The 25,530-nt window shown below is 64.4% G+C and carries 29 protein-coding genes and 1 pseudogene; 13 read left to right on the top strand and 17 right to left on the bottom strand.

The window, feature by feature from the left end; genetic code table 11:
* Positions 1-48: 48 nt before the first annotated feature.
* The 3 genes from ABIB99_RS18360 (at position 49) to ABIB99_RS18350 (ending at position 1,355) form a co-directional block, all read left to right on the top strand.
* On the top strand, positions 49-285 hold the full coding sequence (locus ABIB99_RS18360; protein ID WP_071915167.1) for a hypothetical protein: 237 nt from the start codon (positions 49-51) through the stop codon (positions 283-285).
* An 85-nt stretch (positions 286-370) separates the two neighbouring features.
* Complete coding sequence (locus tag ABIB99_RS18355; protein ID WP_063984016.1) at positions 371-706, top strand: hypothetical protein; 336 nt, start codon at positions 371-373, stop codon at positions 704-706.
* A gap of 28 nt (positions 707-734) precedes the next feature.
* Positions 735-1,355, top strand: a complete 621-nt coding sequence (locus ABIB99_RS18350) for a hypothetical protein (protein ID WP_071915165.1) — start codon at positions 735-737, stop codon at positions 1,353-1,355.
* Between the two features lie 59 nt (positions 1,356-1,414).
* Here ABIB99_RS18350 and ABIB99_RS18345 read toward each other — a convergent pair whose 3' ends face one another.
* From ABIB99_RS18345 to ABIB99_RS18330, 4 genes are all read right to left on the bottom strand, one after another.
* Positions 1,415-2,554: a hypothetical protein gene (locus ABIB99_RS18345; RefSeq protein WP_354176925.1), complete on the bottom strand. Its 1,140-nt coding sequence runs from the start codon at positions 2,552-2,554 to the stop codon at positions 1,415-1,417.
* A 347-nt stretch (positions 2,555-2,901) separates the two neighbouring features.
* Positions 2,902-3,123, bottom strand: a complete 222-nt coding sequence (locus ABIB99_RS18340) for a hypothetical protein (protein WP_175618061.1) — start codon at positions 3,121-3,123, stop codon at positions 2,902-2,904.
* Positions 3,124-3,149: 26 nt separating this feature from the next.
* The gene (locus ABIB99_RS18335) at positions 3,150-4,376 is read right to left on the bottom strand and encodes a carboxylate-amine ligase (RefSeq protein WP_354176924.1); all 1,227 of its coding nucleotides are present in this window, start codon (positions 4,374-4,376) and stop codon (positions 3,150-3,152) included.
* Between the two features lie 20 nt (positions 4,377-4,396).
* Positions 4,397-5,227, bottom strand: coding sequence for a class II glutamine amidotransferase (locus tag ABIB99_RS18330; protein WP_354176922.1), 831 nt, complete (start codon positions 5,225-5,227; stop codon positions 4,397-4,399).
* A 203-nt stretch (positions 5,228-5,430) separates the two neighbouring features.
* Between ABIB99_RS18330 and ABIB99_RS18325 the strand changes: the two genes are divergently transcribed.
* On the top strand, positions 5,431-6,027 hold the full coding sequence (locus ABIB99_RS18325; RefSeq protein WP_231144579.1) for a hypothetical protein: 597 nt from the start codon (positions 5,431-5,433) through the stop codon (positions 6,025-6,027).
* The gene (locus tag ABIB99_RS18320) at positions 6,024-6,509 is read left to right on the top strand and encodes a hypothetical protein (RefSeq protein WP_085404860.1); all 486 of its coding nucleotides are present in this window, start codon (positions 6,024-6,026) and stop codon (positions 6,507-6,509) included. Before ABIB99_RS18325 ends, ABIB99_RS18320 begins: the two co-directional genes overlap by 4 nt.
* Positions 6,510-6,561: 52 nt before the next feature.
* Here ABIB99_RS18320 and ABIB99_RS18315 read toward each other — a convergent pair whose 3' ends face one another.
* The 4 genes and pseudogenes from ABIB99_RS18315 to ABIB99_RS18300 form a co-directional block, all read right to left on the bottom strand.
* Positions 6,562-7,191 carry an FMN-binding negative transcriptional regulator gene (locus tag ABIB99_RS18315; RefSeq protein ID WP_354176920.1) on the bottom strand — a complete coding sequence of 210 codons (630 nt, stop codon included), beginning with the start codon at positions 7,189-7,191 and terminating at the stop codon, positions 6,562-6,564.
* A gap of 74 nt (positions 7,192-7,265) precedes the next feature.
* On the bottom strand, positions 7,266-8,744 hold the full coding sequence (gene pdxR / locus ABIB99_RS18310; protein WP_354176919.1) for a MocR-like pyridoxine biosynthesis transcription factor PdxR: 1,479 nt from the start codon (positions 8,742-8,744) through the stop codon (positions 7,266-7,268).
* Between the two features lie 51 nt (positions 8,745-8,795).
* A complete protein-coding gene (locus ABIB99_RS18305; protein ID WP_354176918.1) occupies positions 8,796-9,392 on the bottom strand; it encodes a redoxin domain-containing protein in 597 nt (198 codons plus the stop codon).
* A gap of 52 nt (positions 9,393-9,444) precedes the next feature.
* A pseudogene (locus ABIB99_RS18300) lies at positions 9,445-11,191 on the bottom strand (MOSC domain-containing protein).
* A 175-nt stretch (positions 11,192-11,366) separates the two neighbouring features.
* On the opposite strand from ABIB99_RS18300, the gene ABIB99_RS18295 reads away from it, so the two are divergent.
* The 5 genes from ABIB99_RS18295 (at position 11,367) to ABIB99_RS18275 (ending at position 14,394) form a co-directional block, all read left to right on the top strand.
* Positions 11,367-11,747: a nuclear transport factor 2 family protein gene (locus ABIB99_RS18295; protein WP_354176917.1), complete on the top strand. Its 381-nt coding sequence runs from the start codon at positions 11,367-11,369 to the stop codon at positions 11,745-11,747.
* A 557-nt stretch (positions 11,748-12,304) separates the two neighbouring features.
* Positions 12,305-12,778, top strand: a complete 474-nt coding sequence (locus tag ABIB99_RS18290) for a TerB family tellurite resistance protein (protein WP_166352261.1) — start codon at positions 12,305-12,307, stop codon at positions 12,776-12,778.
* A 2-nt stretch (positions 12,779-12,780) separates the two neighbouring features.
* The gene (locus ABIB99_RS18285) at positions 12,781-13,143 is read left to right on the top strand and encodes a hypothetical protein (protein WP_354176916.1); all 363 of its coding nucleotides are present in this window, start codon (positions 12,781-12,783) and stop codon (positions 13,141-13,143) included.
* Positions 13,140-13,775: a TerC family protein gene (locus ABIB99_RS18280; protein ID WP_354176915.1), complete on the top strand. Its 636-nt coding sequence runs from the start codon at positions 13,140-13,142 to the stop codon at positions 13,773-13,775. Before ABIB99_RS18285 ends, ABIB99_RS18280 begins: the two co-directional genes overlap by 4 nt.
* Before the next feature lie 34 nt (positions 13,776-13,809).
* The gene (locus ABIB99_RS18275) at positions 13,810-14,394 is read left to right on the top strand and encodes a TIGR00645 family protein (protein ID WP_071915153.1); all 585 of its coding nucleotides are present in this window, start codon (positions 13,810-13,812) and stop codon (positions 14,392-14,394) included.
* Between the two features lie 16 nt (positions 14,395-14,410).
* Here the strand turns inward: ABIB99_RS18275 and ABIB99_RS18270 are convergent, their stop codons facing one another.
* From ABIB99_RS18270 to ABIB99_RS18260, 3 genes are all read right to left on the bottom strand, one after another.
* Positions 14,411-15,379, bottom strand: coding sequence for a helix-turn-helix domain-containing protein (locus ABIB99_RS18270; RefSeq protein WP_354176914.1), 969 nt, complete (start codon positions 15,377-15,379; stop codon positions 14,411-14,413).
* Positions 15,380-15,555: 176 nt separating this feature from the next.
* A complete protein-coding gene (locus ABIB99_RS18265; protein WP_354176913.1) occupies positions 15,556-16,116 on the bottom strand; it encodes a DUF2478 domain-containing protein in 561 nt (186 codons plus the stop codon).
* 67 nt (positions 16,117-16,183) lie between these two features.
* Entirely contained in the window at positions 16,184-17,593 is a 1,410-nt protein-coding gene (locus ABIB99_RS18260) for an aldehyde dehydrogenase family protein (RefSeq protein ID WP_085404849.1), read from the bottom strand.
* A 183-nt stretch (positions 17,594-17,776) separates the two neighbouring features.
* Between ABIB99_RS18260 and ABIB99_RS18255 the strand changes: the two genes are divergently transcribed.
* On the top strand, positions 17,777-18,154 hold the full coding sequence (locus tag ABIB99_RS18255; protein ID WP_028159380.1) for a hypothetical protein: 378 nt from the start codon (positions 17,777-17,779) through the stop codon (positions 18,152-18,154).
* A gap of 156 nt (positions 18,155-18,310) precedes the next feature.
* Positions 18,311-19,297: a cysteine synthase A gene (locus ABIB99_RS18250; protein WP_354176911.1), complete on the top strand. Its 987-nt coding sequence runs from the start codon at positions 18,311-18,313 to the stop codon at positions 19,295-19,297.
* 48 nt (positions 19,298-19,345) lie between these two features.
* Here the strand turns inward: ABIB99_RS18250 and ABIB99_RS18245 are convergent, their stop codons facing one another.
* The 6 genes from ABIB99_RS18245 to ABIB99_RS18220 form a co-directional block, all read right to left on the bottom strand.
* Complete coding sequence (locus ABIB99_RS18245; protein ID WP_354117372.1) at positions 19,346-19,720, bottom strand: winged helix-turn-helix domain-containing protein; 375 nt, start codon at positions 19,718-19,720, stop codon at positions 19,346-19,348.
* 147 nt (positions 19,721-19,867) lie between these two features.
* Complete coding sequence (locus ABIB99_RS18240; RefSeq protein ID WP_354176910.1) at positions 19,868-21,079, bottom strand: MFS transporter; 1,212 nt, start codon at positions 21,077-21,079, stop codon at positions 19,868-19,870.
* Between the two features lie 118 nt (positions 21,080-21,197).
* Positions 21,198-21,641, bottom strand: coding sequence for a cupin domain-containing protein (locus ABIB99_RS18235; protein WP_028159377.1), 444 nt, complete (start codon positions 21,639-21,641; stop codon positions 21,198-21,200).
* 25 nt (positions 21,642-21,666) lie between these two features.
* Entirely contained in the window at positions 21,667-22,467 is an 801-nt protein-coding gene (locus ABIB99_RS18230; protein WP_354176908.1) for an alpha/beta fold hydrolase, read from the bottom strand.
* A gap of 42 nt (positions 22,468-22,509) precedes the next feature.
* Positions 22,510-23,058: an NAD(P)H-dependent oxidoreductase gene (locus ABIB99_RS18225; protein WP_354176906.1), complete on the bottom strand. Its 549-nt coding sequence runs from the start codon at positions 23,056-23,058 to the stop codon at positions 22,510-22,512.
* Between the two features lie 28 nt (positions 23,059-23,086).
* Complete coding sequence (locus tag ABIB99_RS18220) at positions 23,087-24,319, bottom strand: acyl-CoA dehydrogenase family protein (protein ID WP_354176905.1); 1,233 nt, start codon at positions 24,317-24,319, stop codon at positions 23,087-23,089.
* A gap of 420 nt (positions 24,320-24,739) precedes the next feature.
* On the opposite strand from ABIB99_RS18220, the gene ABIB99_RS18215 reads away from it, so the two are divergent.
* Positions 24,740-25,519 carry a response regulator transcription factor gene (locus ABIB99_RS18215; protein WP_354176904.1) on the top strand — a complete coding sequence of 260 codons (780 nt, stop codon included), beginning with the start codon at positions 24,740-24,742 and terminating at the stop codon, positions 25,517-25,519.
* The last annotated feature ends 11 nt before the right edge of the window (positions 25,520-25,530 follow it).

Below are 25,530 nucleotides of genomic sequence, written 5' to 3'. Positions count from 1 at the left end.
TCACCGTTTGCCAATAGTAACGAACCACCAAGGGTCCGATTGAGATCCATGGACGATTTGGCGTGGGCAGCACTGCCGGGTCTGACGCAGGCAAACGGTCGACCTTTCCCCGGAATGCAAGGACCAGATGACATGGATCGAGACAAGAGCGGCCGCATCGTTGAGACTGCGCTCGAAGCGCGCCAAGGCGAGCTCGGTCCCAGCGTGTTGATGCTGCTGGGTGTGAGTGTGGGACTTGCAGTCATCCTCATGGTGATGACGTGGATGATATTCTTCAGAACCTGAGCGTGAAGGAGATGTCACAGCGCGAGACGTAGGAACTAAAGCTCTGATGGGGGCTTGGATCACTCCTTAGACACTGGAGACCATCATGAAGCGCCCATCGTTTATCGTTTGCATTTCTTTATTCGCGGCGGCCACCGCCTTCGCAGCTGCTCCGGCCTCGGCACAAAATCCACCGGCGCAGTCCGGACCGAACAACAGCGCGGTCAACAGCGCGGGGCAAAACAACTCCGACGCTCCTGTCGCAGGTCGCAACAGTTTCACCGAAGGACAAGCCAAGTCGAAGATCGAGGATGCCGGCTACGCCAACGTCACCGAACTGAAGAAGGACGACAACGGTGTTTGGCGCGGCCATGCCAGCAAGGGTGGATCTGCCACCGCGGTCAGCGTCGACTTTCAAGGCAACGTCAATTCGGCCAAGTAAGCCATTAAGCAAATAAGAAGGACACACAATGACCGTTACAATTTCTCGTCTTTACGACAACTACAGCACTGGGCAGCAGGCGGTTCAGCGTCTCGAAGCTGCCGGCGTGCCGCATTCGGACATCAGCATCGTCGCCAATAATTCGGACAGCTGGTTCAACACCGACAAGAAGGTGGACCGTGACCGCGATGGCGTCGACGATCGCGCCGAAGGTGCCGGCAAGGGCGCCGGCATCGGTGCGGGCGTGGGTGGCACTGCCGGCCTTCTCGCCGGTCTCGGCCTCCTCGCAATCCCCGGCCTCGGACCCGTCGTTGCGGCCGGTTGGCTCGCCGCGACCGCGGTCGGCGCGGCCGCCGGAGCCGCAACCGGCGGTGTCGTCGGAGCGATGACTGAGGCCGGCATTTCGCGGGAAGATGCGGACTCCTACGCCGAGGGCGTGCGTCGGGGAGGCACGCTGGTGTCGGCGCGGGTCGCAGATGCCGATCGATCCCGCCTTGACGCAGTCCTGAACGAGTCGTCGGTCAATTTGCGTGACCGCAGCGCCGCCTGGCAGAAGACCGGATGGAAGTCGTTCGATCCCGCCAGCAAGCCCTACGGTGCGGACGAAGTTCGCAAGGAGCGGCAGCTCTACGGTGGATCAGTGCGTTAAGGATCAATGCGCCAATGAGATCGCGACGGCCCGCTTCGGCGGGCCGTCTTTTCGTGCGGCTACGCGTACAGATATCCAACCGGCTTGCCCTCGATGCGCAGGGGGCGGATGTCCTTCTGCGTGATGATCTGGCCGGCGAGGCCGTCGATCTCGTCGCGCTGGGTCGGCGTCCAGCTGCAAAGGTCGTTCATGCCCTTTAGAAGACCGAGGCGGAGCACTTGCGTGTTCTCGCCGAGGCCGACGAGGCTGATCGAGCTCTTGCCCGCCGTCACCACGTCGCCAGCCGCAAGCTCGAACGTCTCGCCGGCCTTGTTCTTGAATTCGGCCGTGCCGCGAATGACGCGGTAGATCGCGACTTCGCCCTTGGCAAGACATGTGGCGTCTGCTGCCGTCGAAGTGCTCTTCGGCAGGAGTGAGTGGCCACGCGGGTCGGTTGCGATGATGTGGCCGCTGACGAGATGGCCGCTGGGAATCTCGATCCCGATATCGCGCAGGTAGACCGGCATGGCCGATTTGATCGGACCGTCGACGAGTGGCTTGAACAGCGCGTCCAGCGCGAGGGGATCCTGAAGCCAGAAGCCCGCGTCGGCCGGCCGGTTGTGCAGCGGGTGGCTCCAGGCCACGCGCGGCGTCTCGGCCTCGTTGATCTGGTCCGGACCGACGATCGTCGGGTTCGGAAAGGTGGTCGGATCGGTCACGAAGGCTTCGAGAAATTTGCCGGAGTAGCCCATCGAGATCGGGTCGGGCACCACGGTCTGCGGCGTCTTCAGGTTTTCTTCGGTCGACAGTCCCGACCAGGTGTAGAACAGCTGACGGTGGACGATCGCGCTTTGCAACATCACCGCGCCGGGGCCGACATTGTAGAAGCGCCCGTCGTAGTCGAAGGTGAAGGCGCCCGAAGTGACCAGCACGAGCTGAAAGCCGCCTGGGGGAAGATGAAGATGGAAATCGGTGGGGCCGGTGTCCGGGCGGTAGATCGGGAGGTTCGTCGCGACTTCGTGCAGGAGGAAGGTTTCGTTGTTGGCGTGGAAGCCCTCGTTCGCGCGGTTGTAGAGGGCTTGCGGCCGGTACGTCGGCTCGAACCTGGCATTCCTGTCGCGATCGATCGCCACGAAATCCTGGGCGTTGAGGCGTAGCGGCGCGCCGTTCGGATGGGTGAGGCCGGTAAATTTGAGATCGCCGGCGGCATGCACGTTCATGGCACTCTCCGATCTTTACCGCTCATCCGGTCTCCGGGCGCACGCATCTTGCTGCGCCAATTCGTGGGAGCAGGGAATCAGGCCTGACGCTGCCTTGCGAATTCTGGGCCAGTCGAGATGCAGCGCGATGCGCGGGCCCGGTGGCCCCGCACGGCGCGATGAAAAATCGAGATTGCACCTGAGGTTAGACGGCGCGTTAGGCTGGCTTGCCTGGGCCTCATCGCCGAGCCCGCAACCCCGACGACGGGGCGCGGTTTGTCTAATTTGTCGGCAAGCCCCGGCGCAGGCGTGCAGCCGCGCAGGTCGCGTCGATCAGCAAAGGCCGGCGGCTGGCCATGTGAAACCGCTCATTCGAACGGCTGACGGGTGATCCGCTCGGGCTTGCCGATCGGGCTGTCCGCCCACTTCGCCATGTCCACCGTTCGCGCGTCGATGCCTTCGCACCAGAGGCAGCTGAGCTCCGCGCGGCCCTTGGCCGAAAGCAGCGGTACAAGTCCGTGGCCGCAGCCAGCGCAAGACGTGACGCGATTCACGCGTTCCTCCACGATCACCGAATTCAGGAGCGACATTGTCGTTCGCCAAGCTTGCGCGGGCGCTATGACGGCGCACGAACGCTTCCGATCGGAGCGCTCGCGCCCGAGATCGTCGAGGCTGCGATCCAGCGCGAGACCGCCCCGATGTCCTCCACATTCTCGCGATAGGCGCGAAGCTGGAATTCCGCCGAGCTGCCGCGCTCCACGATGGTCCGGCAGTGCTCGACCTCGGCGGCGCAGTTCAGCGCGGCTGCGTCCCCGGCGACGTCGTCGATGATCCGGGCGAGCTGCTCCGAGATGGTGACCGGCCCATCCTTCGAGGCAAAGATGCAATCGGTGCCGTAGCGCTGGGCCCGCCATTTGTTCTCGACCGCAATCGCGCGCTCGACCACTGTGACCTCCTTCGACCGATGCGGCCGCAGATAAAGATGGCGTGTCAGGCAGCGATAGAGCGAGGCGATGGCAACGGCGTCGTCGATGAAGGTGCAGGTGTCGGGCGCGCGAAGCTCGAGGGTCGGATGCCTCATGGACGGCCGCATCGCCCACCAGATATGGCTCTCGTCGGGAATCACGCCGGAGCGTTGCAGCGCGCCGACATATTCGTCGTAGTCGTGCCTGGTTTCGAACAGTTCGGGCAAGCCCGTGCGCGGCAACTCGGAATAGGCGGCAAGCCGGTAGCCCTTTAGCCCGGTCTTGTGGGAATTCCAGAACGGGGAGGAGGCCGACAGCGCGATGAACAGCGGCAGATGCGGCAGCATCGCCCGCATCACCGCCATCCGCTTCTCGGGATCGGGCAGCTGGACGTGCACATGCATGCCGCACATCATGTTGCGGTGGCCGATGCTGCGCAGATCCTCGATCATCTCCTCGTAGCGCGGCTTCGGGCTCGGCTGCGACATGCGCCAGACCGCGGTCGGATGCGTGCCGCAGGCCATGATGACGAAGCCGTATTGCGCGGCGACGTTGGCGACCTCGCGGCGGAGGAAGCGCAGCTCCTCCCGGGCGTCATTGACATCGACGTGAACGTTGGTGGCGACCTCGAGCTGGGATTGCAGCATCTCCCGCATCGCCTGGCCGCCGGTGGACCAGTTCGCCGACTCGAACAGCGCGTTGGGTGTTTCGATCGCAACCTCGAAGCTGCGGCGATCGGCAAGGAAGTATTCCTCCTCGATGCCGAAGGAGTATTCAGCCGCCTTGCCGCGTCCGCCGGCAGAGCGGATGACGAGGTGCTGCTTGTCATCGGAGGAATCGAGGCGCAGCAGTTTCAAAACGTCTGAAGCAAATGTCATAGGGCCACCCGGCAGTGGTATTACCTGCGGGCAATAATCCGCCTGACGCGGGCCGGTTCCGCGTCGGACCCACCGGAAATTGCAACGTCGAACGGAACAATTTTCACGGTTTCGGACGCGCGCGCGACCAGCGCGTGATTCGGCGGCACTTCCGTCCAGTCCGTTTCCTTGTCGAACGGCTCGGACACGACGACGACCTGGCCGCCGCCGGCCTCGCGATAATAGAGCGTGTTGGCGGCATCGTTGACCGCGACGCGAAACGCATAGAGATCCCGGCCGTTTGCGATCGCGCTGGTGAAACGCAGGCGCTCACGAAGCTCGCCCTCGTTGACCAGGCCGACCAGCGATTGCAGTACGGCTTGCGTTGCGCCAAGGGGATCGCTGTCGAGACCCGCGCCCATCATGGCGAGGAACACGGCTTCCGAATCGGTCGTGCCCAGCCGCGACGGGTAGTAGGCATCGGGGATCAGGGCCTCGACCTTGCGCCGCAGGCGATTCCAGCTGCCGACGAAGCCGTTGTGCATGAACATCCACTGACCGCAGGCGAACGGATGGCAATTCTGCCGCGTCACCGCCGTGCCGGTGGCGGCGCGCACATGGGCGAAGAACAGATGCGAGCGCAGATGGCGGCAGAGGTAGCGCAGGTTTTCGTCCGACCAGGCCGGACGGGTCTCGCGATAAAGGCCGGGTTCCGGATGCTCGCCATACCAGCCGAGACCAAAGCCGTCGCCGTTCGAGCCCGCCGTCGACTGCAGCGAGCGGATGCTCTGCGCGATCAGCGAATGCTCGGGCTCGGTGACGTAAGGCTCGAACGAGGTGGTCTCGCCCCGGTATGCGATCCAGCGGCACATGCGGCCTTCCTGTCAGGATGTGGCGTAAGGTTCACCAACAAGATCGCCTGTGTTGGGTTCCCCGGCGATGTGTTCTGCAAAGTCCGGATCATTTCTGCGGCGTGTTTTAGACGTTCATTTACCCTGCATTGCGGGAACCCGCGCATTAATACGTCTCTTAACGCCGACACGGTTAGGTTGCGCGCGAATTTTGAGTGCGCATCATGAGCCGATTTGTTCTTTTTACCTGCATGGCGTTCGTCTCCACGTTCGTGGGCGTCTCCTGGGCGATTCGCGGATTTCCGGTGTCGCACGTTTCGCTGGTCGGTGAATTGAGGCCCACGCTCAGTTCCTCGTTCGGCGATGAGCATTCAAAGGCCAAGCAGCGGAAGGATTGGGAAGCGGAGCACACCCTGCAAAGCGACAAGGACCCGAAGCAAGACGCACTGCGGATGGACGCATTGCAGGCAAGCACCGCTTACGCGATGTCGCCGTGCGACGACACCATGAAGGCGAACCTGAGGGCGGCTACGGAGGCCTATGCGCGGGGCTGGGTGAAGATCTACGACTGCCCAAATCCGAGAATGGGCATGTTCTGCAGTGAAGAGAAGCGCGATCGGGCGAACGCCGCGTATTCCACGCCGCTGGACGTTCGCGTCAAGGCGCAGCTGGCCGAGGCGTTCAAACAAAAGGGCATCGTCAAGGAAGACTTCCCGGAGGATATCCGCGACGTCGTTCTCTGGTTCACCGGGCCTGGTATGTTGTTTGATCCGTCTCCGGTATGCCTGCCGCGGCAGCAGGCGTCGGCGAGCTTCAAATGAGCCGCGCCTGGTTCATCGTCTGGGCGCTTGTCATCTGGCAGGTCGCCGCCTGGGCATTCGCTCCGCAGAAGACAGCCCAGCAACCAGCAGCACCGGTCGATGGTCCGGGTTATGGCTCCAACGAAGAGATCTTCGTGGACGGTCGCGCAGGCTTGCGCCGCGAGACCGCCCTGGCGTTCGAGCGCCCTTATGGATCGCGTTGCGCGGGAGAGGGGCGGAAGCAGTTCGTCGCCCATATCGACTATTACTATTATCGTCGTCAGAACGACATGGAACACTACCCCAAGATTTTCGGGAAAGCCGGGGCAGACTACATCGCCAAGCAATGGTCGACCGGAGACGACAAGCGCTTCGAACGCCTGACGCAGGAAGCCTACGCGCAAGGCTATCTTGCCCTATCGGATTTCGGTGACGTCGGGCGCAAACTGGCGGAAGCCGTTGTGAGGGGCGAGCGCGTCGTCGCGCATTCCTGCGCAAGCTGATGGTCCACGGAGACTCTCGGTGAAGCCTCTCAGCACCGAGAATCCCGCTCTCTCAGACCGGAAGCGGGATCAGGGCGGCAGCTTCGCGATCATGCGCGTCCTCGCTTGCCGCAAGACCTTGCGCGACGCCGACGCGATCGGCCTCAGGGCGGTTCTGGCTCATCTTGCGCTTGCCCTCGAACCGAACCACGGGAATGCGCACACCGACGATCCCGCGCAATTGCGCGGCGATGAAATCGGCGGGGGCGTCACTGACGGCCCACGGCTTGGCGCGTGCGCCCTCGTGCCTGTTCGTCAGCCGCGTCACGGCGTCGAGCAGGCGTTCCGGCTGCTGGAAGAATTCGACCGGGCCGTAGGCGTGCACGGCGACGTAGTTCCAGGTCGGCACCACCTTGCCGGTCTCCTGCTTGGTCGCATACCAGGACGGCGTCACATAGGCGTCGGGGCCGTTGAAGATGGCGAGCGCATCGCCGATCGGCGGCAGCTTCCATTGCGGGTTGGCCCTGGCGACATGCCCATAGAGCACGCCGTGCTCGCCTTCGCTCTCGTCGAGGAAGAGCGGCAGGGGCGTTGCGACCGGGCCCTCGGCGGTGGCCGTCACCAGGCTGGCGAGGCGCGCACCGCGGATGGTCGCGCGGATGCTCTCGATGTCGTCGTCCTTGAAGGCGGGCGGGATGTACATGGCGTGTCTCCGTTCTCGATGCGGAGATAGCCGAAATCTGGCCTATACGAAACGGCCAGTTTCACGTGATTTAATCAGTCCAGTTCGGCGGCGGCCTGTGCGAGAAGCTTGCAGCCTCTCTCGATCTGCGCGATCTCCAGCGCCGAATAGCCCATGACGAGACCGACGGTCTTCCGCGTCCGGCTCGGCGTCCGGCTTGGGCCGACCAACAACGCAGAGACGGGATAGATGCCGACGCCCTTCGCGCGAGCCGCCTGGATCAATGCATCCTCGCGCTTCTGCGGCAGATCGTCGAGCCATGCCACCACGTGCAGGCCCGCCGCCGTGCCCTCGATCCGGACACGATCTCCGAACCGGCGGCGCAACGCGCCGATCAGTGCCTGCTGACGCTCGGCGTTGCGCCGGCGCACGCGCCTGACGTGGCTGTCATAGGCGCCGCTTTCGAGCATCGAAGCGAGCGCGTGCTGTTCGATCAGCGGCGTGTGCCGGTCCATGATCTGCTTGGCGGCCGCGAACAGGGATCGCAGCCCGGCGGGCACGACCAGGTAGCCGATCCGCAAGGTCGGGGAGAGCGTCTTGGAGACGGTGCCGAGATAGATCACGTTGTCGCTGCCCTCCAGCGCATGCAGCGGCGGGATCGGCTTGGTGTCGTAGCGATACTCGCTGTCGTAATCATCCTCGATCACGTAGGCGTCGTGCTTGCGTGCCCAGGCGAGCAATTGGTGCCGGCGTCCGATCGGCATGACGCCGCCGAGTGGATATTGATGCGACGGCGTCACATAGGCGAGCCGGGCCTCGATGCCGTCGAGCCGCGCTGTCTCCAGTCCGTCCGCGTCAACGGGGATCGGCACCGTCTCGGCGCCCGTCGCCGCGAGAGTGTGCCGCGCCATCTGGTAGCCGGGATCCTCCATCACGAAGCGGTCGCCGGCGTCGAGCAGGAGGCGTGCGCAGATGTCGAGGCCCTGCTGCGAGCCGTTCACGACAACGATCTGATCGACGTCGCAGCGGACGCTGCGCGATCGCCACAGATAGCCCTGAAGCGCGGTCCGCAGCCGCAGTGCGCCGCAGGGGTCGTCATAGGCGAGCCGCTCGGGCTTGCGCGCCATCGCCGCCGTCACGGCCTTCTTCCACGCCAGCACCGGGAAATCCGACGGCGAGAGCTCGCCATAGCGGAAGTTGGCGATGAGCCCGCGCGGCGGCTCGATCCAGCGCGGCGGGTCCGACCGCAGCCGCTCGCCGAAGGCCGACAGCCGTACCTTGCGCGCCGAGGGCCGCGATGCGGCGCGCCCGCGTCCGCGTTCGACGACGGCACGGGCAACGCGCGGCCGCGCGCCATGGCGTGTCTCGATGAAACCTTCGGCGGCGAGCTGTTCAAAGGCGACGGTCACGGTCGAGCGCGCCACGCCCATCTCGCCGGCGAGCGCCCGCGACGACGGCAGCAGGCCGTCGATGCCGTAGACCCGCGTCAGAATCTGATCCCTCAGGGCTTCGTAGATCTGGCGCGCACCCATGCGGCCGGCGCGATCGCCGGGAATCGTCTTCATCTGGATCATCCACATTCCTGGGTCGGCATTCGTTCGAACGGAAGATGCCGGAATGTGGTTCTAATCCCGTTCGCCGAGAGTTTCGACGTAAGCCTTGCCGTAGGGATAAAAATGCTCCTTGTGGCCCTGATCCCAGAGGGCCTTCAGCCCAGGCGCGGTGATGTCCCAGTCCGGACGGCAATTCATGCTGACGGCCCGGAGATCCTGGCGCAGCTCTTCGACGGTCGGGCGTCCGAAGAACCAGTAGCCGTTATAGATCTTGTGAACGCGCAGGCCGGGCTCCAGCACGATGACATGCGGGATCATCGGATTGTGGACGGGATCGGTGTATTCGGCGATGTCGAGATCCTTCTGAACGATCCGCCGCGAATCCGACAGGAAAGGCCAGTGCGCCCCGACGCCGCTGCGATATTCGTTGGTCTGGGTGATGTTGTCGGTGGTGATCGTGACCAGCCGGCAGTAGCCGACCTCCATCTCGCGATGGAGTTGCAGCAGGCCTTCGGCCTGGCGGCGATCCTTCGGACAGAAGCCGCCGCGGCCGAGAACGAGCACCATCGGATCGCCACCCTGCAGCTCGGAGAGCCTTCGGTGCTTACCGGTGTGGTCGCTGAGCTCGTAATCGGGGAAGGTTACTCCCGGCGTCATGTCAGGTCGCATTGAACTCTCCCATGTCTTCGAACTCTCGCATGTCCGGCGTGAGTGCCGATACTCACAGATCGATCACGACGTCGCCCTGGGGCCGTGAACAGCAGATCAGGACATTGCCGTCCGCAGGTGCGTCGAGCGGGTCCGGCGCATAGCTGACGGCGCCGGCCACGAGCCCGCTCTCGCAGTTGTGGCAGACCCCGGTGCGGCACGACCAGCGCACGGGAACGTCGCAGGCTTCGGCCAGTTCGAGCAGGCTGGCATATGACGGTCCCCAGCAGACATTGAGGCCGCTGCGGGCGAACGAGACCATCGGACCCGGGCCGGTTGCGCCGGCCGGCAAGTGCGCCCGCTTCTGCGGGGAGGCCGCTATGCCGGGTGTCAGGGATGGTCCCGCGCCGAACATCTCGGTGTGAACGCGATCCGCTGCGATGCCGAGTCCGGCAAGCCCGCGCGAGAGATCGGTCATGAACGGTGCCGGCCCGCACAGATAGAAATCGCCGTCTGAGGGGACGCCGAGGGTTTGAAGCACCCGGAGGTCCAGACGTCCGATCGAGTCGAAATCCACATTGAGACGATCGCCCGGATCGGGCGCGCTGTAGCAGACATGGCTGTGGTGGTGGGCCAGCCCAGTCAACAGCCCACGCACCTCGGCGGCGAACGCATGTTCGCGACCGTTGCGGGCGCCGTGCAGCCACCAGACCTCTCGCGTCGATGCTTCCGCGGCGAGCGCGTGCAGCATCGCAAGCACCGGCGTTACGCCGATGCCGGCACTCAGCAAGACGACGGGCCGTGCATCTTGCCGCAGTGTGAAACTTCCGCGTGGCGCGCCGATCTGCACGGCGTCACCAATTTTGACCTCGTCGGCGACATATTGGCTTGCCGCGCCGTGGGCTTCGCGCTTGATGCTGATGCGCCAGGACGCGGCATCGGAACGGCTCGACAGCGAATAGCTGCGCGTCATCGCCGGTGCCGTGGAGGCGCCGAGCCGCACGACGACGAACTGCCCGGGCAGGGCGGCGGCGACGGGATGTCCGTCCGTGGGTTCGAGGATCAGCGACGTCACGTTGCCGCTTTCGGCGATCTTGCGCGCCACGCGGAACGGCCGGAAGCCGCGCCAGGCCGGAGGCGGGCTCGACGCCGGGCCGAGCCCGGCGTTTCCCGCTGTCGTGTCCTTGCGCTGCTGCTCGAGCAGCGCCTCGAAGGAATGACGCCAGCCGCCGCTCAGGGCCGGAATTTTCAGCGCGCGCTCCAGGCGGTCGCGCGGGTGAGGGGGCAGATACAGCAGCGCATTGATCTCGGACACGCTCATGCGCTCGGGCCCGCTGGCGACCTGCACGATCTCGCCGCCTGCCTCGACGTCGCCTTCCTCGATCACCCGAAAATAGAAGCCGGGCCACGAGCAGCGCGGCCATGTCCGGCTCTTCCATGCGAATACCCAGCCGGTAGCAGGTGACGCGCGGCTGCGTCACCTCGAGCAGGGCAGAGCCGATCCGGTAACGGTCTCCGATGCAGACGTCCCTATCGGCGAGGCCCTCGACGGTAAAATTCTCGCCGAATTGACCGTGGACGAGGTTCGCTCGACCGAGGTGCTCCTGCCAGTATTGATAGGAGTCCTGCTGGTAGACGTAGACGGCGCGCTGCTCGCCGCCATGACCGGCGGTATCGCCCTGGCCATCGCCGTCGATGTTGAGCCGGCGCACCCTGCGCGGACCACTGACGGGTGCTTTCCAGATTCCGGTATGCACGGTCCTGCCTTGCCACGCGATGTCGCGCGGCAGGCCGACATTGAGGGAGAGCAAACGGGCCATGGGGTTCCCCGGCGTGACGGCGCGGCTCTGGCGGATTCCAGGTCGCTGCAATGCCAATCTGCATCCATGTCGGATTTTTGGCCCGTTAGTCGTTGTTAGACGTTGCTAGCCGGTCTTGTCGCCGGCTGTCTGCGCCCCGATCTGGGGAGCAGACACCGCAAGACGGGAGATCGCGATGGATGATCAGGCGATACTGGCGGCCCTTCAGCGCCATTGGGCTGCGTCGGACGCGAATGATTTCGAGGCCGAGCATGACATCTACCGCGAGGACGCCGTGCTCGACTATCCGCAGTCCGGCGAGCGCATCCGCGGCCGCAGGACGATTCAGGAAAGCCGGTTCGTGCAGCCCAACAAGAAGCGCTTCACGGTCCGCCGGATCGTCGGCGGCGGCGATCTCTGGGTGAGCGAGTTCGTGCTGACCTATGACGGCGTGCCGTCCTATGTCGTCAGCATCATGGAATTCTGCGAAGGACTGGTGGCGCACGAGACGCAATATTTCGGTGAGAAGTTCGATCCCGCACCGTCGCGCGCGCATCTGGTGGAGCGGGTGGGGTAGGATTCGCACTTTCCGTCATTGCGAGCGCAGCGAAGCAATCCAGAGTCTTTCCCCAGTGGCAGTCTGCATTGCTTCGCTGCGCTCGCAGTGACGATGCTGATGCAGTTGCGCGTCAAACGGCGGTCTCGTGCCCCGGACGCAGCGCAGCGCCTCTTCGGCGGTGCGCTGCTGAGCCGGGGCCCATATTGCGGCGGAATGCGTGGCCTTCTGGGTCTCGGCTCTGCGCAGCAACGCGAAGGGCGTTGCAGCGCGTCCAGGACACGGAGAGACGCGCACTATTGCTTAACCACATCCTGCAACACGGAACCCGATGCGGCGGCTGGTCGCACTCCGGCTACCTTGATTCCGGCCCACCCATCTTTATGTCTGGAGCGAACAAGAATCCGGGCCCCTCTGGCGAGGACGCCGACCATGTCGGCAAAACCTCGCGATGTCGGATGACCTGTCCCGCGCAAATGCGATGGATCGGCCGATCGTCGGGCCTTCTCGAGTTCTCTCCGACCCAATCGTCCCCATCGCAGCCCCGCGCGGTCATTTCGCAACGTAAGGGAGCTACGATGTCTGACGCCGCCACTTCAAATCCGATCGAAATCGAGATCACGGAACCGTCCAGGCTGAACGAGCAGGCTGCGGTCGCGTTGGTGATCGCCGGCGCGCTCGTCGCCGTCGCCGACCGGCGCGTTTCGCCGGTCGAGCGCGACGAGGTGATCCGCTTCATCAGGGATCGCGGACTGGCGCCGCACATGAGTGACGACCGGCTGTTTGCGATATTCGACGAACTGGCGGAACGGCTTGAGGAGCCCGACTTTGCCAATGTGGTGATCGACACGTTGCGTCCGGTCTCGGACCTGCCGCTGTCGGCTCATCTGATGGAACTGTCGGAGCGCGTCGCGGCTGCGGACGAGGACGTGCATCCCCATGAAGTGCAGGCGATCAAGCTGTTGCGCCTGCTGACGCTGGTGCTGCCGCGCGCAAAGCCGGTGGCGCCGGGCAGCGCAGGCACTGAACGGCGCGCCGCCACGCAGGAGTGAGCATGAGCACAGCATCGGACGAGCGGACGACAGGAAACCTGGTCACCACCCGCCAGATGGCCGGTGGCGACCCGCGTCTCGACAAGCTCGTCCGCCGCCTGCCGGCGCGCATGGGCGACACCGTCACCTATTTGCTCAAACCGTCCAGCCGCTGGGTGAGGATCCCTTCGGGCGCGCTGCTCATCGTTGGCGGCGTGCTCTCCTTCCTGCCGGTGCTCGGAGTCTGGATGCTGCCGCTCGGCCTCGCACTGCTCGCCGAAGACGTCCCGGCGTTGCGCGCCTCGCGCTCCAGGGTCCTGGATTGGGTCGAGCGGAAGAAGCCGCAATGGCTCGATCCGTCCGCATTGAAAAATGATCAATCATGATTGAATTCATCACCGCCGACGCGCTGACCGCGCTGCTCCAGGTCATCCTGATCGACCTCGTGCTCGCCGGCGACAACGCCGTCGTCATCGGCCTTGCCGCCGCCGGCCTGCCGGCCGAGCAGCGCCGCCGCGCCATTATCGTCGGCATCGTCGCCGCCACAGCCTTGCGCATCGTCTTCGCCGGCGTCGCGACCCAGCTCCTGCAGGTGATCGGCCTGCTGCTCGCCGGCGGCGTGCTGTTGCTATGGGTGTGCTGGAAGATGTGGCGCGAGCTGCGCGAGCAGTCCGCGCACACCGAGCTCGCGTTGAGCCACGGTGGCAGCGCGGGCAGCGCACCGGCGTCGCGCAAGACCTTCGGGCAGGCGGCGTTGCAGATCGTCGCCGCCGACGTCTCGATGTCGCTCGACAACGTGCTCGCGGTCGCAGGCGCCGCGCGCGAGCATCCCTACATCCTCGCGTTCGGACTGTTGCTGTCGGTCGCGATGATGGGCGTCGCCGCCGATCTGCTCGGCCGGGTGTTGCAGAAGCAGCGCTGGATCGCCTATGTCGGTCTCGCCATCATCGTTTACGTCGCCTTCGAGATGATCTATCGCGGTTCGCTCGAGCTCGCGCCCGTCATCGCGAGTCTCTGAGGCGACAATTCCTGCCTGCAATCCGGAGTGATCCATGACGCCTGAACCCAAAGCACCTTCGGCGCACGCCGGGCCGCGACCGAAAATCGGCCCATTCGCCCAACTCATCTTTGGCTCGCGCTGGCTGCAAGTGCCGCTCTATGTCGGCCTCATCGTCGCGCAGGGCGTCTATGTGCTGTTGTTCCTGAAAGAGCTCTGGCACCTGGTTGCGCACTCGTTCGACGCCAGCGAGCAGCAGATCATGCTGGTCGTGCTCGGACTGATCGACGTCGTCATGATCTCGAACCTGCTGGTCATGGTGATCGTCGGCGGCTACGAGACCTTCGTCTCGCGCCTGAACCTGAACGGCCATCCGGACGAGCCGGAATGGCTGAGCCACGTCAACGCCAGCGTGCTGAAGATCAAGCTCGCGATGGCGATCATCGGCATTTCCTCAATCTCGTTGCTCAGGACCTTCATCGAGGCCGGGAATCTCGGCACCACGCGCAGCAATTTCACCGAGTCCGGCGTGATGTGGCAGGTGCTGATCCACCTGACCTTCATCATTTCCGCGATCGGTATCGCCTGGGTCGACCGCATCAGCGAGAGCGGGCACCGCAAGGAGAACGGTCACGCCTGAGGGGCGATCCGCACTCTCAGGCGCCGATGGCCAGATGCAACGGACGCCGTCCGCGTGCCAGCGTCTCGGACGGCGCTTCGCCGAAGGCCAGTCTGTAGCTCCTTGAGAAGTCGCCCAGGTGCCAGAAGCCGTTGCCGAGCGCTGCGGCCTTGACGGTCAAGCCATCGCCCCCGGTCATGAGCTGGACGCGAACGGCCCACAACCGTTTGAGGCGCAGATAGTGGTGCAGGCTCACGCCGTGCACCGCGTGCGTCGCGACCTGGAGCGTGCGCACGGACACGCCGAGCGCGGCGGCGAGGTCGTCGCTGTAGAGCGGCTTGCTGCCGAACAGCGCAACGACGTCGTCGAGATGCGCGATCAGCTTGCGGTGCTTGTCGAATGAACCGGGGCGGGCTGTGCGTGCGCCTGCCGGCAGCAGGGTGGCGTCGAGGCCGGCGAGCAGCGTTTCCTGGATCGGGCGGTAGAGCGGCTCGAATTGCCGGGGATCGTTGCATGCCGACGCCAGCGAGAACATCTCCAGGATAGCCGCGCGCAGGCGCGTCATCGGATCGTCCTGCGTGCGGACATAGGCGAGGCCGGTGTCGAAATCCGCCCAGCCGCGATGGCGCATGTCCGAGTTGAAGCGCAGCATCAGGTAAGTGTTCGGATGATGCTCGATCGCCTTGACGGGTGCTTTGCCGCGCACGACGGCGATCATCGAACTATCGACCTCGCGGCCATTGGCGATGGAGTGAAAGGTGAAGGGAACAACGAGGCCGATGCCGTTGTCCGTGCCGATCTCGGCCTCAAACCGCCGTGCAAAGGAGCGCTGGAGCACGAAGAGCCCGTCGCGGAGCGGCAGGATGGCGCGAGACAGCGAGAATTCCCGCGGACGGAGCGGCGTGCTGGTGCCGAGTCCGAGCACCTCGTTGGCGCGAAACTCGTCGAAGTCCGAGAAGCGCTCGACGCCGAGGACGCGCGATGGCTTTAGCCGACGGACCGGCATTTCGGGATCCCAGGGCATGTCGGGGTGAGCGGGTTGAATCCGCACAAGCGTATCAGAGGCCCGACCGTCGGCCATATTCCGGGAAACTACTGCCTGCGCGGCGGCGACAGGGGAAGTCGGCGCGCTGCTGTGAGGACTTCACGGACAAGTACGCGAGTCCGGCAGGCTCAGATCGTTCACTTCAGAATTTTGCACACCGTAGGATGTGATCCGACGTCAAGCTTCGCGTTGCTTGTAGAGATGCTCCGCCACCACGCCTCCAACGCGTCGCGCTCGCAGCCGAGCCTGACGCTCATGCCGCCGGCGAACTTGATCCAGTCGGCGAAATGGTCTCTGCCGACCGCGATCACCACGGGAATGTCGGCGTCGAGCGCGCGTCCGATCAGATGGGACAAGCCCTTGCCGTCGCGCTCGCGCTTGCCGAAGCGGTTGATGATGACAAGATCGGCGCCATGCGAGAGGGCGTCCGTGATCCGCATCCCGGCATTTTGTAGCCGCGCGAGATCGAGACGGCAGCCGCGCACGGCCGGATCGAAATCCTGCGCGAGCAGAAGCGTCTCGCCGCTGTGAAGCAGCACGGCCGACAGGCTCGAATCCGCGCATTGGCCGGCCTGAACCATGCCGACGACGCGAAAGCCACGCGCATTCAGATCCGCCGCGAAGCTGCGCAGGACCGTGTCGGGGTCCTGATGCGCCTCGTAGACGAGGGCGGCGAGGTCGCATTGCGCATCGAACATGGTCGGCCTCCGTTTGGCGGCAGAGAATTGGGGCCGCGACGCTTCCGCCGCGGCCCCGGTTTTCCGATCAGGCCGCCGGCGGGCCGTTGATGATCTGGAGCTGGGTGAATTCGGCGAGGCCTTCCTCGGCGAACTCTGTACCGATGCCCGACTGCTTGGCGCCGCCGAACGGGATGTGCGGGGCCATGTCGAGGTGCTTGTTGATCCAGACCGTGCCGGACTCGAGCTGCGTTGCGACCTCGTGCGCGCGCTTGATGTCGGACGACCAGACCGACGCGCCGAGGCCGTAGGTGGTGGCGTTGGCGCGGCGGATCGCATCGTTCTTGTCGGAGTATTTGATCAGCGGCAGCACCGGGCCGAACTGCTCCTCGTCGACCAGCTTGGAGCCTTCCTGGATGTCGCGCACGATGGTCGGCTCGATGAAATAGCCGGGACGGTCCATCGCCGAACCGCCGGCGACCACCTTGCCGTTCTTGCGCGCGTCTTCGAGGAACGTCTTCACCTTCTCGTACTGCATCTTGTTCTGCAACGGCCCGAGCTTGGTGCCCTGCTTGGCGCCGTCGTCGACCACCGTGCTCTTGGCGATCGCGACCAGCTCGTTGCAGAGCTCGTCATAGACGGACTCGTGGACGTAGAGCCGCTTGATGGCGAGGCAGACCTGGCCGGAGTTCTGGAACGCGCCCTCGAAGATGCCGGGAGCGACCTTCTTCGGGTCGACATCGTCGAGCACGATGCCGGCGTCGTTGCCGCCGAGCTCCAGCGTGATGCGCTTGAGCGTCTGCGCCGCGCTCGCCATCACCTTCTGTCCGGTGGCGGAAGAACCGGTGAACGAGATCTTGCGGATATCAGGATGCTTGGTCATCTCGCCGCCGAGATCGTTGGCGTCGGTGATGAAGTTGAGTACGCCCTTCGGCAGGACGTCCTTGATCAGCTCGGCGAAGCGCAGCGTCGCGAGCGGCGTGGTCGGCGCCGGCTTCACCACCAGCGTGTTGCCGGCGAGCAGGGCCGACGGCAGCTTGAAGCTGAGGATCAGCAGCGGATAGTTCCAGGGAATGATGGCACCGACGACGCCGAGCGGGCGGCGATAGGCTTCCACCTTGCGGTCACCGGAATCCTCGATCACCTTCATCGGCAATTCGAGCGAGCTGAGGTAGCGGAAGAACGCGGCCATGCCGAGGACTTCGCCGGTGGCGTCGCCAAGCGGCTTGCCTTGCTCGCTGGTGAGGATGTGGGCGAGCTCGCCCGAATTGGCCTCGATCACGTCGGCCATCTCGTTCACGAGCTTGCGGCGTTCCGCCATCGGGGTCGCGGCCCAGGCCGGGAAGGCGGCCTTCGCCGCGGCGACGGCGGCATCAAGCTGCGCCTTCGAGGCACGCGGACACTGCGCCAGCACCTCTTCGGTCGCGGGATTGAGAACCGGCATGGTCTGGTCGCCGGGCACCATCTTGCCGTCGATGAGAAGATTGTAGTCACTCATTGGCTTTGCGCTCCCTTGCAGAAACGGGCCGTTCGGGGCCTCGTTATATCGAACTATATATCACGACTTCGCCGGGCCGACCATGGCGGCCGGTTCGATCAATTCCAGAAAAGCAGGGCTGGACGCGGGTGGACATATCGATATATCGTGATGAATATAGCGAACCGTGTTCCGGGACTGACGATGGAAATCAAGGTGAGGCAGCTCACGACCTGCGAGGTGGCGTCCGACGGCGGCGCGATCTCGCTGGGCTTCGAGGATCTGGCGGGCAACCCCGCCGCGGTCAGTGTCTCGCTCAACCAGGTCGGCGCCCTCATCATGACGCTGCCCGGGCTGCTCGAGGCGGCGCTGAAGGCCCGCTACGGCGACCAGAGCCTGCGCTACGCCTATCCGCTGGCGTCCTGGGCGATCGAGCAGGCGACCGATACGACCCAGCGCATCATTACGCTTCAAACCGAGGATGGCTTCAAGGTGCGCTTCTCGATCCCGAAAGCCGAGCAGAGTCTGCTCGGCGAAGCGCTGACCCAGCCGATGCCGGAAATGTCGGTGCGGCCGAACTAGCGGCTTGGGCCAAAGGCGCAAACAAAACACCGCCTAAGAATGAAATTGCCGCTTGGGCCGGTCGAGCGCCGGAAATGTTGCACGCGTCGCCCGAACTAGAGAATCGTTTTGCCTGTTCGCCAGCCTAAAGTTGCGGGCGGGTAGAGGTGGCAAGCGATGAGCGATGTTCGAACGGGTTTCCTGGACGCTATCGGCAACACGCCATTGATCAGGCTGCGAATGCCGTCGGAGGCCACGGGTTGCGAGATCTATGGCAAGGCCGAATTTCTCAATCCCGGCGGCTCGATCAAGGATCGCGCGGCGCTGGCCATGATCGACGATGCGGAGCGATGCGGCAAGCTTGAGCCAGGAGGCGTGATCGTCGAAGGAACGGCCGGCAATGTCGGAATCGGCATAGCGCTCGTGGCGAATGCACGCGGCTATCGAAGCGTGATCGTGATGCCTGACACGCAAAGTCAGGAGAAAAAGGACATGTTGCGGTTGTGCGGTGCCGACCTGCGCTTGGTCCCTGCCGTACCCTATTCCAATCCGGGTCATTACGCGCGCTATTCCGGTCAGCTCGCCGAGGAGCTCGGTGCCTTCTGGGCCAATCAGTTCGATAATGTCGCCAATCGGGAGGGGCACTATCGCACGACCGGTCCTGAGATTTGGCGGCAAACGGATGGAAGAATCGACGGCTTCACATGTGCCGTTGGGAGTGGCGGTACCTTGGGTGGGATCGCGCGAGCCCTCAAGGAGCGAAATCCCGGCATCAAGATTGCGCTCAGCGATCCCATGGGGGCCGCTCTCTACAATTGGTTCACCAAAGGCGAGCTGACGACAGAAGGAGACTCCATCACCGAAGGGATCGGGCAAGTCCGTGTCACCCGGAACCTCGAAGGCACGCCCATCGATACGGCATATCAGATTACGGACGAGGAAGCCTTGCCTGTCCTGTTCGACCTGATCGAGCATGAAGGACTGGTGTTGGGCGGCTCAAGCGCGATCAATATCGTTGGAGCCATGCGACTTGCGCGCGACCTCGGTCCAGGCAAAACCATCGTGACCATCCTCGCGGATGGCGGACAGCGCTATCAATCCAAGCTGTTCAACCCGGAATTCCTGCGCAAGAAAAATCTGCCCCTGCCACGCTGGATGCGATAGCGAGCCGCCAGCGGCCGGGTTGCTCCCCGCCCATGCGCGCCCGTCCGTTCACGATTTCCGCGAACGGCCGATGTCGCTCTTGAGCGCTTCCAGCTCCTTGTGCACGGCGCGCGCGGCGTCGCGTTCGATCTTGCGGTAGCGCGCGACAAGCTTTTCGCCGAAGGGAGTGAGCATCGCGCCGCCGCCGTTCTTGCCGCCGGCCTGCGGCTCGACCACGGGATGTCCGCAAATGCGGTTGATCTCGTCCACGAGATCCCAGGCACGCTTGTAGGACATGTCCATGGCGCGGCCGGCCGCCGAGATCGAGCCTTGCTCGCGGATCTGCTCCAAAAGCTCGATCTTGCCGGGCCCGATCCGATCCTCGCCATCGAGGTCGATGCGCAGACTGAGCTGGGGAAGCGATTTGGCGCTCGCGCGCGGCATGACGGGGTCTCTTGGGGCACTTGCATGCGAGATTGCCACTCTTGCCCGCCGCGGACAAGGTGAGGGCGCCTGATTTCCCAGAAGATGGACCTTTTGTCGAGGTCCCCAGAGCACGGGCTTCAGCCCCGTGCCCTTGATCGCTGCATCTTATTCCGCGGGGCTTCCGACCACCGCGCCCTGACTGACGTCCTCGCGGGCGAGGATCATCAAAAGGCCGACGATGATGAGCTCGACCACCGCGAAAGCAATGAAGGCGCCGGTGAACGAGCCGGCCGAGCCGTTGATGATGGCGCCCATCATCCAGGGCGCCACGAAGGCCGAGAAGATGCCAAATACCTCGGCGTATCCAATCGCGGCCGGTGCGAGCGCGTCGGAGTATTTTTCGCTGAGCAGGGCGAAGATAGCACCGCCGCCGAGAAGCGCGATACCGCTGAGTGCTGCAAACAGCACCAGCATCGAGAACGACATCGGTGTGACCACGCTCCACAGGAACATCAGCGCGGTCAGGAAAGCGAGACATGCGGTGAGTTTGATCATGAAGGGCTTCCCGAGCCGATCGGACATGTAGCCGCCAATCACCAGGAATAGCACCTGCGACAACCCCATGACGGTGCCGATGACAGCGCCGGCTTCCGGCGGCATGTGCTGTACTGTGATGAAGGCCGGCACCACCCAGGTGGCGGTGCCGGCGATCGCGAAGGTGCAGGCCACGATGCCGAAGCCGCCGACCGCGATCCATTTCGAGCGGAAGATCTCGCCGAGCGGCAGGTGCTCCTGCGGTGTTTCGTTGCCCCAGGTGAAACCGTCGATACCGAGCTCGCGCGGATCGTTGCGGACGACGAGTGCGTCGACGGCTGCAACGAGCAGCGTGCCGATTGCCAGCACGGCGAAGAAGGTCCGCCAACCGGTCGCAATCGTCAGGGGAATGCCGAGCGCGAAATCCATGGTGATGGCGAGGCTGTAGGCGGCGAGGATGATGCCTACCACCGAGCCACGCCGACTTTGCGGAAACCAGCCGAAGATCAACTTCATGTTGCCGATGAAGATGCCGGCGTCGAAGAAGCCGATCACGAGCCGGAGCATCACGAGCTGTGTGTAGCTTTGTACGAACACCTGGAGCACCATGCCGATACCAGTGCCCGCAAGCCCGATCAGCAGCATGTTGCGCGCTGTCATCGACCGGCTGACCGGAGACCACACCACCATGCCGATACCGTAGGTCAGCGCAAAGATGCCTTGCGCAAGCCCGGCCTCGGCGGGATTGAGCTTGAGGCTCTCGGAGACGAAGGGCAGTACGGCCGCGAAGGCATACCAGTCGGCGGCGAGAAAGATCTCGCAGAGGATGGCGAGGGCCAGCATCCCTTTTTGCCACCGGGCTATCCGACGGCGGTCGTTCTCGGAGATGGACGTCCAAGTTGTTGTCAGCATGGTCATCATCGGTTCTCGCGGTTTGCGTGTCGACGGAATCGGCGTGGCCTCAGGCGGGCGGCGGCAGGAAGTTGACCTCGTGTTCGGCGGCACGTCGCACGACCTCCTGCGGATCGGGGAGATTGTGGATGCGCTCGAACAGCTCTTTCAGCGACCGCGTCGGTGCGACCCAGAACAGGCTGGTGGCGGTTTCACCCGACTTGTTGAAAATGCCGTGGGGGATGCCCTTGGGCATGCGGACGAGGTCGCCGGCCTTGGCGACAAAGTCCTTGCCGTCGAGCCAGAGGTCGTAGCGGCCGCTCAGTACATAGACGAATTCATCCTGGGTCGGATGCACGTGCGGCGGCACGAAGGTGCCATCCGGAAACACGGCATGCCAGGCCATCGACGCCTCGGAATGCTGCTTCAGCGTGTAGGTCTGGCCCAGAATGTTCCAGATGACGTTGCCAAAGCCTTCTTTGGCAGGGGTCACGCCCGGAGGCATCTCGATCATGGTGGTGTCCTCTGTTGTGTGCGGATCAATCGGCGAGAAAATCGGTGACGTAGTGTGCGGAAGACGGCGTTTCCTCGAACACGAGATGACCGGTCGCCGGCACCAGCGTCACGCGTGCGTCGGGGAGCCCTGCTTTCCAGGCATCTGCCTGGGCGGTCGGGCGCAAGCGATCTGCGGCCCCCCACAGCACCAGCGTCGGCATCGTGATTCGATGCAGCCAGTGCGCGAGCTTGGGATTGCCCTGCGGTTCGCTGCGGATCAGCTTGGCAAAGCCCGTGACCTCGCGTCCAAGCCGGGCGTCGAAGGCCGGATCGGGCGCCTTGGGAAAGTAACGGAGTGCCGCGGCCGGATCGTGCGCGAGATAGGCTGGCAGTTCTTGCGGTGCGATCTCGAACAATCCGGGCGCAGGCGCGCTTCCGACCACAAGACCGGCGGGCGCAACCAACACCAGCTTGCGGACCCGATGCGGCTGACGGATCGCGAACTCCGCGGCAAGCCATCCGCCGAGGGAGAACCCGGCGAGGTCGAACTGCTCAAGGCCAAGCTTGTCGAACAGATCCATGTAGTGAAGGACGTGATCCTCGACGGTGTCGATCGTCTCGGCGTCGCCGGAATCGCCAAAGCCCGCATGATAGGGGATGATGACCGTGTGCCGCTTCGCCCAATCGCGCGCCATCTCGAAGCCGGTGAAGGTGCCGGTGCCGTGCAGGAACACTAGCGCCGGGCCGCTTCCGATGCTGTGAACGACGGTCCGCACGCCGTTGATCGTATGTTCCGCGCGGGAGAAGCCGGTGAGATCGGGCGAGGGTTTGACGGTATCAAGCATGGTCGTCTCCGGTTGAAGGCGGCAGAGCCGGGCGTTGGTGAGTCATGCGGCGGCTTCCTGGCGACCGCTGAGAAGTGAGGCGAATTGTTCGACGGCGTTGGCGAGCCGCGCGGCCGTCATTGGTGCGAGCGGCTCGCCTGGTACGATCTCGCCGCTGCTGGTGTAGATCGCCGTCGAAACGGTGCAGGCTTCGAAGAAGCCGAACAGCGGGCGGAGCTGGTGCTCGACCACCAGCGAGTGGCGCAGGCCGCCGCCGACCGCGGTCAGCAGCACCGGGCGGTTGCGCAGCACGCTGGGTTCGATCAAGTCGAATACGTGCTTGAACAATCCGGGATAAGAGCCTTGGAACACCGGGCATCCTATCACGAGGCCATCGGCCTGTTCGATGGCCTCGACGACGGCGCGCGCATTGTCATCGAGTGCGGTCCGGGTGAAGCCGGCGATGCCGCAACCGGCATCGACAAGGTCGAGGACGGTGGTCTTCAGTCCATGCTGCGCCTGAAGATCGGCGGTGACGGCTTCCACCAGCATGCGCGACTTCGCCGGGCGCCAACTATTGCCGCAGAAGCCAACGATGCGGGATGTCCTCACGTCGACGCCCTCGTGTCTGGTCGCTTGCTCAGCCCGTCACCCCGAAGACCGTCCATTGCGCACCAGGGCCGGGGAGGCCGAGCAACGCACGGCCGCACTCTTCGACGATCTGGTCGGCCATCAGGATGTGCTGCGTGCCCGAATGGATGTCGCGATAGAACCGCTGCATCGGCGTGTTGTGCAGCGAGGCGCCGCGCGCGGCGCGATGCGCGAAGGTGGCGACATCCGACAGAACGTCGTGGACGTGGCGCAGTGACAGCTTGATCATCGTCATCTGCTCCAGCGACGGACTTTCACCGCCGGCACAAGTCCCCGAGACGTCCTTCCAGGTTTCGTGGACCAACGCACGTGCTGCGCGGAAACGAGCTTCGGCCTGCGCGAACTGGAACTTGAAGCTCGCGCTGTCGCGCGACTTGCCGAATGGATCCTGGCGCTGGACGATTACCTTGACGAGTTCGTCGAGCATGCGGCGGCCGACACCGACGGCCCAGGCGGAATGCGCCCAGGCGCTGTAGCCTGCCAGCCCCAGTGCACCCTGCACGCCACCTCGGCGCGGCGCACCAATGTCAAAATCGTAGGTCATGTGCGTGGGCACGAACAACTCGTCGCCCTCGCTCAAAGTGTAGTCGAAACTTCCCGTCGCGCGCAGGCCGAGCACGTCCCAATTGCCCATCAACTTGATGGTCGCGCGCGGATGGTGGGTGACGACGATCTTCGGCTGGCCGTTCGGGCCGAACACCATGTCCTTGCCGGATGCGTCGGTGACGAAGCAGCCTGAATGGACCCACTCGGCGTGCTGAATGCCGCTGCCATAGGCCCAGTTACCGCGGATCATGTAACCGCCATCGACCGGTCGGGCGAAGCCGCGCGGCACGCCGTTGCCGGCAATCGTAATGTCGGGGCCGCCCGCGAAGACTTTCTTGATGCCTTCGTCCTCGATGTAGATGGCGAGCGTCGTGCCTTCCATGTTGTTGCCGATGGCGCACCAGCCGGCGGAGGCGTGTGCGTAAGCGAGCCGCTCGATCACGGTCATGGCGTCGTAAGGCAGAAGCTCGGCGCCGCCGACCTCCTTCGGGAACAGCATGGTGTAGATGCCGGCCTTGCGCAGCGCCGCTACCACGTCGTCAGTCAGATAGCCCTGTGTCTCAGCCTCCGCCGCCCTGGATTCGACCAGCGGTAGCAGCGCGTCGAGGCGCGCATGGAACTCGGCCACCGTCGGGGTCGCGGAAGGCTTTACGGCGAGTTGCACGGAAGGGCTCATGGTCGGTGTCTCCACGTCGGGCTGTTGGTTCTTCGCGCAACGCTGCTGCACGCGAAGATCTGGGTCGGGTGGAACAGACGCCGGTCGCGGGCAAGACTCCGCCCACACGCGCCAAAGACTGTTGGTGCGCGCGACGAACGGCTCGCGTTGGTGTCGAGATGTCCCCTTCGGAACCGCGCGAACGTCGTTACGCGATCCCAATGGCCGGGATGCTAGAGATGAGGCGGCTAAAGCAGCAATCCCCCATCATGGGGGGTGTTGGCCATGCTGCTCTGCCGCAAAGCTGGGCCGGGAGAGCCATGTTTTGCCGCTTCTTTTCGCTTGACCAAAGGTCAGGCGAGGCAGAAATTTTAAGCCTATAACAATCGGCAATGACGCGCGTGTGTCCGAGGGCACCGCGCGTTCGCGCGAGGAGTGGCGGTGAGAGCCGAGCAGGAGCATTTGGATGGTCTGCCCGAGCGCCAGCTCGCAGATCGGCTGATGTCCATCGCCGAGAGCCGCTCGGTGCGCGCGCTTGGCATTGCCTGCTGCTCGGCGATCACGGAATTGACGGGATCGCCGACCGTCGGCCTCTATTTGCTCGACGGGCTCGAACCGGAACTGGTCTACAGCCGGCACGTCGCAGAAGGCCTGCTCGACAATTACAGGGCCGGCTTCTGGAAGCGCGACCCCGTGCTCGACTGCATCATGACCCAAGGCCGCGCGGTCGACGGCGAAACGGTGATCGGTCCGCAGCAATGGCGGCACAGTCCGTCCTTCGAGATGCTGCACGAGTGGGGCTTTGCATACAACATGGGCGGCCCGTTGTGGTGCGGGCAGAAGATCGTCGGCGTGCTGTTTACGGCGACGACCGACACGGACGCGCCCTACACGATGCGGTCGCGGCAGCGCATGGAGATGCTGTGTCGGGCCGGCTCGCTCGCTTTGACCAACATGACGAACGCGGGCGCGATCGACGCCCATCCTGCCGCAATCCGCGTCCCCGAGCCGGTGGCGACGCTCTCGGCATCGCTTCCGCCACGATCCGCGGACGTCGCCATCCGGGTCTGCCGCGGCCAGACCAACAAGGAAATCGCCCGCGAGATGGGGATTTCCGATCAGACCGTGAAGGAGCACGTCGCGAACCTGTGCCGACGCTTCGGCGTGCACAACCGCACCGAGCTTGCGGCCTGCCTGCTGAGTCCGAGCGCTCGGCAATAAGGTGCCGCGCC

Source organism: Bradyrhizobium sp. LA6.1, from assembly GCF_040547805.1.
Classification (GTDB): domain Bacteria; phylum Pseudomonadota; class Alphaproteobacteria; order Rhizobiales; family Xanthobacteraceae; genus Bradyrhizobium; species Bradyrhizobium barranii.
The sequence above is the reverse complement of the archived record's forward strand: the minus strand, read 5'-3'. Positions and strand labels throughout refer to the sequence as shown.

Excerpts from the sequence above, each read along its gene's own strand:
- ABIB99_RS18250 (WP_354176911.1), top strand. The coding sequence starts at position 18,311 with ATGAGCGATGTTCGAACGGGTTTCCTGGACGCTATCGGCAACACGCCA.
- ABIB99_RS18305 (WP_354176918.1), bottom strand. The coding sequence starts at position 9,392 with ATGCGACCTGACATGACGCCGGGAGTAACCTTCCCCGATTACGAGCTC.
- ABIB99_RS18360 (WP_071915167.1), top strand. The coding sequence starts at position 49 with ATGGACGATTTGGCGTGGGCAGCACTGCCGGGTCTGACGCAGGCAAAC.
- ABIB99_RS18285 (WP_354176916.1), top strand. The coding sequence starts at position 12,781 with ATGAGCACAGCATCGGACGAGCGGACGACAGGAAACCTGGTCACCACC.
- ABIB99_RS18265 (WP_354176913.1), bottom strand. The coding sequence starts at position 16,116 with ATGTTCGATGCGCAATGCGACCTCGCCGCCCTCGTCTACGAGGCGCAT.
- ABIB99_RS18320 (WP_085404860.1), top strand. The coding sequence starts at position 6,024 with ATGAGCCGCGCCTGGTTCATCGTCTGGGCGCTTGTCATCTGGCAGGTC.
- ABIB99_RS18325 (WP_231144579.1), top strand. The coding sequence starts at position 5,431 with ATGAGCCGATTTGTTCTTTTTACCTGCATGGCGTTCGTCTCCACGTTC.
- ABIB99_RS18345 (WP_354176925.1), bottom strand. The coding sequence starts at position 2,554 with ATGAACGTGCATGCCGCCGGCGATCTCAAATTTACCGGCCTCACCCAT.
- ABIB99_RS18255 (WP_028159380.1), top strand. The coding sequence starts at position 17,777 with ATGGAAATCAAGGTGAGGCAGCTCACGACCTGCGAGGTGGCGTCCGAC.
- ABIB99_RS18355 (WP_063984016.1), top strand. The coding sequence starts at position 371 with ATGAAGCGCCCATCGTTTATCGTTTGCATTTCTTTATTCGCGGCGGCC.
- ABIB99_RS18295 (WP_354176917.1), top strand. The coding sequence starts at position 11,367 with ATGGATGATCAGGCGATACTGGCGGCCCTTCAGCGCCATTGGGCTGCG.
- ABIB99_RS18350 (WP_071915165.1), top strand. The coding sequence starts at position 735 with ATGACCGTTACAATTTCTCGTCTTTACGACAACTACAGCACTGGGCAG.
- ABIB99_RS18235 (WP_028159377.1), bottom strand. The coding sequence starts at position 21,641 with ATGATCGAGATGCCTCCGGGCGTGACCCCTGCCAAAGAAGGCTTTGGC.
- ABIB99_RS18315 (WP_354176920.1), bottom strand. The coding sequence starts at position 7,191 with ATGTACATCCCGCCCGCCTTCAAGGACGACGACATCGAGAGCATCCGC.
- ABIB99_RS18290 (WP_166352261.1), top strand. The coding sequence starts at position 12,305 with ATGTCTGACGCCGCCACTTCAAATCCGATCGAAATCGAGATCACGGAA.
- ABIB99_RS18245 (WP_354117372.1), bottom strand. The coding sequence starts at position 19,720 with ATGCCGCGCGCGAGCGCCAAATCGCTTCCCCAGCTCAGTCTGCGCATC.
- ABIB99_RS18240 (WP_354176910.1), bottom strand. The coding sequence starts at position 21,079 with ATGCTGGCCCTCGCCATCCTCTGCGAGATCTTTCTCGCCGCCGACTGG.
- ABIB99_RS18230 (WP_354176908.1), bottom strand. The coding sequence starts at position 22,467 with ATGCTTGATACCGTCAAACCCTCGCCCGATCTCACCGGCTTCTCCCGC.
- ABIB99_RS18270 (WP_354176914.1), bottom strand. The coding sequence starts at position 15,379 with ATGCCGGTCCGTCGGCTAAAGCCATCGCGCGTCCTCGGCGTCGAGCGC.
- ABIB99_RS18275 (WP_071915153.1), top strand. The coding sequence starts at position 13,810 with ATGACGCCTGAACCCAAAGCACCTTCGGCGCACGCCGGGCCGCGACCG.
- pdxR (WP_354176919.1), bottom strand. The coding sequence starts at position 8,744 with ATGATCCAGATGAAGACGATTCCCGGCGATCGCGCCGGCCGCATGGGT.
- ABIB99_RS18260 (WP_085404849.1), bottom strand. The coding sequence starts at position 17,593 with ATGAGTGACTACAATCTTCTCATCGACGGCAAGATGGTGCCCGGCGAC.
- ABIB99_RS18335 (WP_354176924.1), bottom strand. The coding sequence starts at position 4,376 with ATGACATTTGCTTCAGACGTTTTGAAACTGCTGCGCCTCGATTCCTCC.
- ABIB99_RS18330 (WP_354176922.1), bottom strand. The coding sequence starts at position 5,227 with ATGTGCCGCTGGATCGCATACCGGGGCGAGACCACCTCGTTCGAGCCT.
- ABIB99_RS18220 (WP_354176905.1), bottom strand. The coding sequence starts at position 24,319 with ATGAGCCCTTCCGTGCAACTCGCCGTAAAGCCTTCCGCGACCCCGACG.
- ABIB99_RS18340 (WP_175618061.1), bottom strand. The coding sequence starts at position 3,123 with ATGTCGCTCCTGAATTCGGTGATCGTGGAGGAACGCGTGAATCGCGTC.
- ABIB99_RS18280 (WP_354176915.1), top strand. The coding sequence starts at position 13,140 with ATGATTGAATTCATCACCGCCGACGCGCTGACCGCGCTGCTCCAGGTC.